Source organism: Microbacterium sp., from assembly GCF_041641055.1.
GTDB lineage: Bacteria > Actinomycetota > Actinomycetes > Actinomycetales > Microbacteriaceae > Microbacterium.
Genome location: NZ_JBEPZB010000052.1, coordinates 1 through 9,611, shown reverse-complemented (window position 1 = coordinate 9,611; position 9,611 = coordinate 1). Strand labels below are relative to the sequence as shown.

The following is a 9,611-nucleotide window of genomic DNA, read 5'->3' as shown; positions in this document are numbered from 1 at the left end:
GATCACCGCGTTGAACAGCGACGGGCCGAGGGATGCCGCCACCACCATCGCGAGGATGACGGTCGGGAACGCCATGAACAGGTCGGTGATGCGCATCAGCGTCTCGTCGACCCAGCCGCCGAAGTAGCCGGCGACGGCGCCGACCACGGTACCGATGATCATCGCGGCGATCACGAGCATGAGCGCGAGCGGAAGGCTCACCGTCGCACCCGTCATCAGTCGCGAGAAGATGTCGCGGCCGTTGCCGTCCGTGCCGAGCAGGGTGTCGATCCCTGGCTCCTGCAGGCGCGGCAGCACCTGGGCGTTGGGGCCGTACGGCACCCACCACTGTGCGGTGAACGCGACGATGATCCAGGCGCCCGCGATCACGGTGCCGATCACGCCGAGCGGTGTGCGCCAGGCTCGCGGCCACCGGAAGCGGAAGCGCCAGGGACCGGATGCCGAGTCGATGCGGCTCATGCGATCCTCACTCTCGGGTCGAGGACGCCGTAGAGGAGGTCGACGACGAAGTTGATGAGGAGGTAGATGACGCCGACGACCAGACCCACGCCCATGATGCCCGGCAGGTCGAGGTTCGCCGCCGAGTTGTAGGCGTAGGTGCCGAGGCCCGGCCACGCGAACACCGATTCGACGAGCACGGTGCCGGACAGCAGGGAGCCGAACGCGACACCGACGACGGTGAGGATCGGAAGGGAGGCCCCGCGCAGGACGTAGTCGAGGATCACGCGCATCGCGGGAAGGCCCTTCGCCCGGGCAGCGCGCACGTAGTCGCTGCCGAGCACCTCGAGCACCGAGGTGCGGATGAAGCGGGTGAGCAGACCGATCGTCACGAGCGAGAGCACCATCACCGGCAGAGCGAGGTGCGCGAGCGCATCCGCGAATCCGACGCCGTCGCCGTTGAGCAGGTAGTCGACCGTGTAGAGCCCGGTGATGCGGGGCGGCGGCGTGATGGACGGCGAGATGCGTCCGGATCCTGGGGCGATCCGCAGCTCGAGGAAGAACACGTAGAAGCTGACCAGCGCGAGCCAGAACGTCGGCACGCTCAGGCCGATCAGCGTCACGATGCGGATCACCTGATCGGTGACGAGTCCGCGACGGTAGGCGGCGAGCGTCCCGAGCACCACACTCACCGCGAGGCTGAGGATGATGGCGCCGATCGCGATCTCGATCGTCGCCGGCACGGCGGTGGCCAGGTCGCTGGTGACCGGTCGCCCGGTCACCAGCGATGTGCCGAGGTCCCCGCGGAGCAGGTTCCCCATGTAGATGAAGTACTGCACGAAGAGAGGCTGATCGAGGCCCTGGGCCTTGATGAACGCCTCACGTGTCGCCGGGTTCTGCGATGCTCCCTCACCCAGCGCCGCCGACACGGGGTCGCCGGGCACGAGGTTCGTCAGTGCGAAGGTCACGATCGTGACCCCCACGAGAAGGAGCAGCGAAGTGCCGATCCGGCGCAGCAGGTATCCGACGAGCGGCGACCTGCGACGCTGTGCCTGCCGTCGCACGGCCACCGTCGTCATGAGTCAGCTCCCGATCAGCCGGCGGGCGTGATCTCGGCGATGTCCATCTCCCACACCGAGTTGTACACGGCGCCGGAGACGGCATCCGCCGTGGCGATGTTGCGGCCGGGGACGATCAGCGGCACGAAGGGGCCCTCGGCCTGCATCGCCTCGGCGAAGGAGGTGAATGCCTCGCTGCGCTGGGCCTCGTCGGTCGCGGCGGCGGCACCGGCCGCGATGCCCGCGATCTCGGGGTTCGCCTCGGCAGCCCAGCCGGCGCGCAGGCCGACCTTGAGTCCGGGAGCGAACGGCAGGAAGTTGGCGGAGTCGGCGTAGTCAGGACCCCAGAACCACAGGCCGAAGCCCTCGGTGCCGTTGACGTACGCGTCGAGCTCGGTGGCGAAGGGGGCCGGCGCGAGTTCGACGGCGATACCGGCATCCTCGAGCTGAGCCTGGACGCGCTCGGCGAGCGGGGTGAACTCCACGCCGCCGACCGGGTAGTCGTTCGGGAACTGCAGCTTCAGGGTCTGACCCGTGTAGCCGGCCTCGGCGAGAGCGGCCTTCGACTTGTCGAGGTCCTGCTCCACACCGCTGTCCAGGGCGCCCTCGAATCCGGGCGGGATGACACCGGTCGCCTGCACGGCGCCCGCACCCGCGAGCTCCAGCAGCGCGTCGTAGTCGAGCGCGTAGCGGATCGCCTCGGCGATCTTCACGTTGGCGAGGTCACCCGCGACGGCCTCGGACTGGTTGAGCAGCAGGAAGATGGTCTGGCCCGACGGCACGGAGTCGACGTTCAGTCCGTCGCCGAGGCCCGAGACCTGGTCGCCGTTCAGATCCATCGCGACCATCGAGTCGCCGCCCTTGAGGTTGGCGAGCTGCGTGGCGCTCTCCGAGACGTTGCGCACCACGACGCGGTCGTAGGCGGCCTTCTCGTCGCCGTCGTACTCATCGCTCTTGGTCAGGACGACCTGCGAGGAGAGGTCGAGCGTGTCGAGGACGAACGGACCCGAACCCGCAGAGGTGCCGTCGAGGAACTTCTGCGCGCTGTCGGTGCCGTCGGTGGTGCCGCCGTTCTCGATCACGACGTCGGAGTTCACGATGCCCAGCGCCGGGTTGGCGAGGATCGCGGGAAGCTGCAGCAGCGGCGTCTCGGAAGTGATCGAGATGGTCTTCTCGTCGACCTCGGTGATGGTGAGCCCGCCGAGGAGGAAGTTCGGCTTGGCCTCGGTCATGCCCTGGATGCGCTGCAGGGTGAAGACGACGTCCTTGGCCTCGATCGGCGTGCCGTCCGAGAAGACGCGGTCGCCCTCGAGCGTGAAGGTGAACTCCGTCGCCTCGTCGTTCTGCTCCCACGAGGCGAGGCCGGGGACCGGGGTCGAGACGTCAGATCCCTCGAAGTCGACGAGCGTCTCATAGAGGGCCTTGGCGATCATGTTCCCGGTCGGGTCGTACGTGTGACCGGGGTCTGCGGTCTCGATCGAGAACGCGGTGTCGATGACCAGCGAGTCGGAACCGGAGGAATCTCCGCCGTTGTTCGCCGAGTTGCCACCGGAGCAACCAGCGAGAGCGAGGAGCGAGACGGCTCCGATCGCGATGACGGACGTGCTGCGACGTGACGACATGGGGGCCTCCAGGGGCGAGGAGTTTCACGGGTTCGGTCGACGCCGGGTGGACGACCGGTGATCAGATTCGCATTGTATGGGACTATGTGTCCAGCAAGAATGCAGACGTGATCACAGTCTGTCCATGAGCCTGTCCGTGAGGAGCATTGTGTCCACCAAGAGCGATGAAGCCGTGAGGCAATCTGGACGAAGTGCCGCTCCATTGGACGACATCGGATACAGAATCCTCGAGACGCTGCGTGATAACGGTCGCATTTCGATCGCCGCGCTGGCCGAGACCGTGGGCATCTCGCGCGCCAATGCGTACACGCGGGTCGAGTCGCTGATGCAGGACGGGGTGATCACGGGCTTCAGCGCTCGGGTCGATCAGTCCAAGGCCGGCCTCTCGATCGGCGCGCTCGTGTTCGTCACGGTGCACCCGCAGGCGTGGGCGTCGTTCCGAGAGAGCGTGCTCGAGATGCCGGACGTCGAATGGTGCGCCATCACGACCGGCGAGCACGACGCGATGCTGCTGATCCGCGCTGTCGACGTGAGCGGGGTGCACGAGTTCACCACCGGCGTCATCGCCCAGCTGCCCGAGGTGCGCACGGTCGTCAGTGTTGTGGTGCTCGACGAGGTCATCCGTCGGTCGTACCTGCTGCCGAGCGACCTGCCGGAGCGTGACCTCGCGACGCCGCTGGGCATGACCCGGTGGACGCCGGCGACCCCCGGTCGCGACACGCTGCCGCCGCGCTGACCCGCGCGTCAGGACGAGTCGTCAGGCGGCTGCGGCCTCTTCGCAGACGCTCAGCTGCGGCAGTCCGTGCATCTCGTAGTGCTCGACGAGGCGGATACGGCCGTCATCCGTGAGTTCGAGCTGGCTCTCGCCGTCGCCCGTGACCACGCTGCCGTCGGCCACGAGCACGTGCACGAACGAGACCCAGATGGTGTCTTCCGTGCGCGTGCCGACGAACCGGCCGAAGGTCACGGTGTCCCCCGAGTACTCTCCCCAGATCGCGCCGTCGCGCTCCCAGTAGACGAACTCGCTGGGTGACGCCGGGTCCACGGCGGAGGTGGTCGACGAGACCATCAGGAAGCGGCGGCCGTCGAGGGAGGGGATCGTTGCAGTCGAGCTCACCCTCCGATTATGGAGGGCGTCGGGGCCCTGCTCACGCGGCGCCGAGAAGCGTCTGGACGGGCGACCCGCGGGGTGGTGAGTGCGAGACGAATCCGCCGAGAGCACCCGGGCCCGAGTCGTTTTCGTCTGTACCCTCACCGCCGTCGCATCCCCGTTCCTCCGCCGCGTCCCCGGGTGATGTGATCGGCCCCCGGTACCGTGGGTCGCATGCAGTGGACCTCTGACACCTCGGCCGGCGACTGGCTTCGCGAGCGGCTCGATGCGGGGTGGGGCGAGACGATGCACGTCGTGGTCCCGCAGGGCTTCCCCGCCTACGCGCGCATCCTGCACCCCGCGGCCGTACGGTCGCTGCCCGACCGCCCGGTGCCGACGCACGACGAGTACGACGCGATGACGCCGGCGGAGCGGCAGGCGATCTTCGATCGCCTCATCGACGCGCCCGCGACGTGGGCCGAGACCGCATCCGCGTTCGGTACGACCCTGCATCCCCTCGCGCAGTGGCAGCGCATCGTGCGGACACCTCCGGGCGAGGACTGGAACCAGCGCATCTCCCCCGACGGTCGGGAGTTCACCGCGCCGATGGACGGCGAGGTGTCGCCGGAGCTCCTCGCCACCATCACCGCGCATCTCGTCGGCCACACGAGCACTCCGGATGCCGGATTCGTCGCGCTCTGGGAGGGTCAGGGCGCACTTCTCGGTCACCTGGGCCACGGACCGTCGCGCGCGTTCCTCACGTTCAGCGATGACCCGCAGCACCAGGCGATGCTGGATCGCAGCATCCACGACCCGTTCAACAATGTCTTCCGCAAGCCGACCTGGCAGGAGGGGATCCTGTCGCGCGAGATCTCGGAGGGGCCCAGGCTCCGACTGCCGAACCGCGACCACGTGCTGTTCCGCGGCGCGCCGAGCGCGTTCGCCCGCCCGGACTGGGTGCGGGACGTGCCGTGGCGGGATCTGCCGGCCGAGGAGCACGGCTTCCCCCCTGCGGCACAGAGCCCCAGCATGCTGTGGCCCGACGACCGCGCCTGGGTCCTCGTGAGCGAGATCGACTACGACTCCACGATCGTGGCGGGGAGTGCCGAGCTCATCGCCGAGATCTGCGCCGACGACCGGCTGGAGGCGTTCCCCATCCCGGAGAACGCAGAGCTCACGTGGGAGTCCGACGAGGTGAACCGGTGACCGCGCCGCAGCCCCGATCCGGCCCGTCCTTCGACGCCGCTCCGCTGACCGACCCCGTCGACCCGAAGGCGGTCAGCGCCTTCGCCGCCGAGCTGAAGTCGCGGGGGGCGTCCGAGACCTCACTGTCGTCCGTGATCGCCATCGTGATCATGGTGCTGATCGCAGCGATCGCCGTGCCGGTGCTCGTGATGACCGTCGTCAGCATGTTCACGACGCCCGGCGGGTCGGGGATCGCGACGATCGGCCTCCTTCTCTTCTGCGGTGCCGCCTTCGTCGGAGGCGTCATCGGGGTGATCGGATGGCGCCGTGCGCGCGAGACCAGGTACCGCCTGAACCGCTTCGCACAGGCCAACGGCATGTCCTATGAAGGAAGAGTCGCCTCGCCGTCGCTGCCCGGGATGATCTTCAGCCTCGGCAGCTCGCGCCTGTCGACGGATCTGGTGCGGGGCACGAGGCCGCGCTTCGTCGAGTTCGGCAACTACCAGTACACGGTGCGCTCGGGGAAGAACTCCACGACCTACCGCTGGGGATACGTCGCCGTGAAGCTCGACGTGCCCCTGCCCAACATCGTCCTCGACGCCAAGGGCAACAACGGCTTCGGGTCGAACCTGCCCGCATCCTTCCAGAAGGAGCAGCGCCTCTCGCTCGAGGGCGACTTCGACCAGTACTTCACGCTGTACTGCCCCGAGGGCTACGAGCGCGACGCCCTCTATCTGTTCAGCCCCGACATCATGGCGCGCTTCATCGACAACGCCGCGGAGCTCGACGTCGAGATCGTCGACGACTGGGTGTTCCTCTACACGCAGCGCAAGGTCTCGACGCTGGATCCGGCGACCTGGGCGTGGCTGTTCGGCGCGGTCGGCGCGCTGATCACGAAGTTCGATCAGTGGGCCCGGTGGCGTGACGACCGACTGCTGCTCGAGAGTCCGACGGCATCCGCTGCGTCTCCCGTGGCGCCGCACGAGGCGAGCGACCGGCTACCGTTCGCCCCACCGGCGGGGCTGCTCTCGCCTCCGCCAGGCGTCGCGCAGCAGGGCCGACGCCTGAAGCGCAGCGTGCAGTGGATCCCGATCCTGTTCGTGATCGGGATCGCGGCGTTCTGGATCTGGTCCCGATCGCTCTGAGGTCAGGCCCGAGGGAGAGTGTGGGGGTGGGTGCTGACTGGGGATCAGCTGCCCACCCCATCCCCCCTCGGGATCCGAGAAGGATCTGACTCCTTCTCCGCAGGACGGTCGAACCGTCCACACGCGCGGGTCAGCTGGGGACTGACGACTCTGCGCGTATACGAGTAATGGTATACCGGTATACGTTGCATACCATTGCGTCGAAGAGAGTCGACCGAACGCGTTGCATCCGGTCCAGAAACGTGCGAAATGAGGGTTCCTAAGCCCTTTGCGACGCGACATTCGTGCATCCTCGGCCCGGGCCTCAGTCCACGCTCTCGAAACGACGAGTCGGCGAAAAGCCCACGCGGACGGCATCGAGGACCTCTGCGAGCGACCGCCAGGCATCAGCCTCGCGCATCGCGGTGCCGATCGTCCGCGCCTTCTCGCGATACGCCTCGTTCCCCAGCACCTGCGTGACCGCCCTGCGGACCTGGTCGGGGGTCGGGGAGTTCGTGCGCAGATTCACGCCCGAGCCGGACCAGCCGACACGTGCGGACACCTCGACCTTGTCCTCTGTCTGACCGGCGACCACGATCGGCACACCGTGTCGGAGCGCCTGCTGCACTCCCCCGTAGCCGCCGTTCGTCACGAGCAGATCGATCCGCGGCAGCAGGAGGTCGTACGGCAGGTACTCGGCCACGCGCACGTTCGCGGGCAGCTCGGCCGGAAGCGCCGAGACCTCGCGACCACCGGTCGAGACCACCACGAGAGCGTCGGATCCGGCGAGCGCGGTGATCGTCGGGATCACGAGCTGCGTGAAGTCGGCGTTCGCGATCGTGCCCTGGGTGACATGCACCACCGGGCGCTCGGCGTCGAGGTCGGCCCACCACTCGGGCAGGCTCTGATCGGATGCCGGGGACGGCAGAGGTCCCACGAACCGCACGGTGTCCGGCAGGTCGGAGCGGGGGTACTCGAACTCGGGCACGGTGAACTGCACGTACGCATCGGCACGCCCCGCCCAGTCGAGGACGAAGCCACCCAGAGGACGCCCGACCTCGCGCCGCGCGACCGCATCGGCTTCACGCTGCACGGCCCCGAAGATCGCCTTCTCGGCGATCAGGCGAAGGATGGCGTTGCGCAGACGTCCGACCGGGCCGGGCAGCGGTGTCACGCCGAGCCCGAAGGGCGCGGCATCCCGGCTCCTCGCTCCGAGCGGGAAGATCCCGAGCACCACGACCGGCGGGCGCTGCTCTCTCGGCAGTCTCTGCAGCAGAGCCGCGCCGATGAACAGGGGCTCGGTGAGCACCGCGTCGACGTGACCGGCGGCGAGCGCGGTCCGCACGGCGGCGAGCTGAGCCGCCCCCGGGCGGACGAAGAGGTTGCTCATGTCGAAGCGGATGGCGGCGGGTCCGGTCAGCCCGGCGCGTTCGGGGAACGCGCCGTCGGCGTCGTCGAGGTCGACATCGGCGTCAGCCGGCAGGGGCAGGAGGCGCGCACCCGCCTTCTGCACCTGCTCGGCGTATCGAGGACTGGTGAGGAACGACACGCTGTCGCCTCGAGCGATCAGGTGGCGTGCGATCTGCAGCAACGGCATCACGTGCCCGTGTGCCGGGGTGCAGGTGATGAGGTAGTTCGACATGGCGGTTCTCTCTCTAAGATTGGATTTACCACCGAAGTATTCATCACCCTGTTAGGAAAGTCAATGAATGAGTCCGCCCCTCGTGCTTATCGATCCGAGCTGCGCGCTCGTCAAGCGAAGGAGACACGGACTCGGATCGTCTCGGCCGCCTCCCGGCTCTTCGCCTCTCAGGGGTACCAGGCCACCACGATCGCTGCGATCGCCCGCGAGGCCGGAGTCTCGGCCGAGACCGTGAAGACCTCGGCGTCGAAGGCGGAACTGCTCATCGCCGCATTCGAGGTCACATTCTCCGGCTCCGAAGGCGCGGAGACGCTGACCGACACCGAAGTGGCGTCGGGAGTGCTCGACGTCCCGGACGCCGGGTTCCTCGACGCCGTGCTGTCGCGGATAACGACGGCCAACGCGCGCGGTCATGCGCTGTGGACGGTGCTGCTGGGCGCCGCTCTGTCGGATCCCCTCGTCGACGGCGCTCTGCGGGGCATGCTCGAACATCGACGAGCCGACCTCGCCCGCCTCGTCGAGGAGCTGGTCGGACGCGGGATCGCCGCCGACCTGCCCGATCCGGATGCCGCGGCCGAGGCGATCTCCTTCCTCCTCTCTCCCGAGAGCTACCAGCAGCTCGTCGCCCAGTCCGGATGGTCCGAGGAGCGATACATCGCGTGGGTGCGCCGCGGGGTGCTCATCGAGTGCGGGCATTACCCCGAGTGACGTCGACGGCCCCACCGCCTTCTGCATGCAAGAGAATGGAAGGCGATGTCTGAACGCGAATCCCACAGCCAGTGGCAGGCCGAGCGCCGCGCCTCCGTCACCTCTGCGACCGGCAACCTCGCCCTCGTCGAGACCCGTTGGACGGGCGGGCGTCCCGACGTGGATGCCGAGCGACAGGCCGCAGCGGACTCCGTGACGGTGACCGCCCTCCGACGCACGGACATTGACACCGGCGAGGCCGAGTACGGACTCCGCTTCTGGGATGCCGATTCCCCGGCGATCCGGGCGTTCGACCGCATCGACACGTATGACTACGACCCGGCCTGGGTGCTGAAGGGACGCTTCACCCCCGTCGCCGGTGCCCGCACGGTGCCGTTCGAGCACATCCGCGACAACGGCGGCACCCGCGAGCTGGCGGTCCCCGGCGACATCCACCTCGAGCTCGACGGACGCGAGTACACCCTCGCCGCCTTCGACGACGGCGGCACCCTGCTGCTGGTGTTCGGCGACGAGACCAACGGCTCGGAGACCTACGGATCCGGCCGCTTCCTGTTCGTGCAGCTGCGCGATGACGAGGGCGATGTGACCCTCGATTTCAACCGCGCGTTCGTGCCACCCTGCGGATTCAGCGCCCAGTACAACTGCCCGCTGCCGCCGGCATCCAACCGCTTCCCCCTGCCTATCCGAGCAGGCGAGAAGAACGTCGTCTTCCGCGACGGCTTCGACATCTACGCGGCGTGACGC

General features: G+C 68.3%; 10 protein-coding genes. 5 read left to right on the top strand and 5 right to left on the bottom strand.

Going from position 1 to position 9,611, the window contains the following annotated elements; translation table 11 throughout:
* The 3 genes from ACESK8_RS17580 to ACESK8_RS17570 form a co-directional block, all read right to left on the bottom strand.
* A partial coding sequence (locus tag ACESK8_RS17580) for an ABC transporter permease (protein ID WP_372969788.1) occupies positions 1–459 on the bottom strand: 459 nt, incomplete at its 3' end.
* On the bottom strand, positions 456–1,517 hold the full coding sequence (locus tag ACESK8_RS17575; RefSeq protein ID WP_372969787.1) for an ABC transporter permease: 1,062 nt from the start codon (positions 1,515–1,517) through the stop codon (positions 456–458). The genes ACESK8_RS17575 and ACESK8_RS17580, both read right to left, overlap by 4 nt.
* A gap of 14 nt (positions 1,518–1,531) precedes the next feature.
* Positions 1,532–3,118 carry an ABC transporter substrate-binding protein gene (locus tag ACESK8_RS17570; protein ID WP_372969786.1) on the bottom strand — a complete coding sequence of 529 codons (1,587 nt, stop codon included), beginning with the start codon at positions 3,116–3,118 and terminating at the stop codon, positions 1,532–1,534.
* 124 nt (positions 3,119–3,242) lie between these two features.
* Between ACESK8_RS17570 and ACESK8_RS17565 the strand changes: the two genes are divergently transcribed.
* Complete coding sequence (locus ACESK8_RS17565; protein ID WP_372969785.1) at positions 3,243–3,854, top strand: Lrp/AsnC family transcriptional regulator; 612 nt, start codon at positions 3,243–3,245, stop codon at positions 3,852–3,854.
* Between the two features lie 21 nt (positions 3,855–3,875).
* Here ACESK8_RS17565 and ACESK8_RS17560 read toward each other — a convergent pair whose 3' ends face one another.
* Complete coding sequence (locus ACESK8_RS17560; RefSeq protein ID WP_372969784.1) at positions 3,876–4,235, bottom strand: hypothetical protein; 360 nt, start codon at positions 4,233–4,235, stop codon at positions 3,876–3,878.
* Between the two features lie 207 nt (positions 4,236–4,442).
* Between ACESK8_RS17560 and ACESK8_RS17555 the strand changes: the two genes are divergently transcribed.
* Together ACESK8_RS17555 and ACESK8_RS17550 are read left to right on the top strand one after the other, a co-directional pair.
* The gene (locus ACESK8_RS17555; protein ID WP_372969783.1) at positions 4,443–5,414 is read left to right on the top strand and encodes a hypothetical protein; all 972 of its coding nucleotides are present in this window, start codon (positions 4,443–4,445) and stop codon (positions 5,412–5,414) included.
* Entirely contained in the window at positions 5,411–6,538 is a 1,128-nt protein-coding gene (locus tag ACESK8_RS17550; protein ID WP_372969782.1) for a hypothetical protein, read from the top strand. Before ACESK8_RS17555 ends, ACESK8_RS17550 begins: the two co-directional genes overlap by 4 nt.
* A 304-nt stretch (positions 6,539–6,842) precedes the next feature.
* Here the strand turns inward: ACESK8_RS17550 and ACESK8_RS17545 are convergent, their stop codons facing one another.
* Positions 6,843–8,159 (bottom strand): glycosyltransferase, encoded by a 1,317-nt coding sequence (locus tag ACESK8_RS17545; protein ID WP_372969781.1) that lies wholly within the window; start codon positions 8,157–8,159, stop codon positions 6,843–6,845.
* A gap of 63 nt (positions 8,160–8,222) precedes the next feature.
* Between ACESK8_RS17545 and ACESK8_RS17540 the strand changes: the two genes are divergently transcribed.
* Entirely contained in the window at positions 8,223–8,867 is a 645-nt protein-coding gene (locus ACESK8_RS17540; RefSeq protein ID WP_372969780.1) for a TetR/AcrR family transcriptional regulator, read from the top strand.
* 45 nt (positions 8,868–8,912) lie between these two features.
* The gene (locus ACESK8_RS17535) at positions 8,913–9,608 is read left to right on the top strand and encodes a DUF1684 domain-containing protein (protein ID WP_372969779.1); all 696 of its coding nucleotides are present in this window, start codon (positions 8,913–8,915) and stop codon (positions 9,606–9,608) included.
* Positions 9,609–9,611 lie beyond the last annotated feature (3 nt).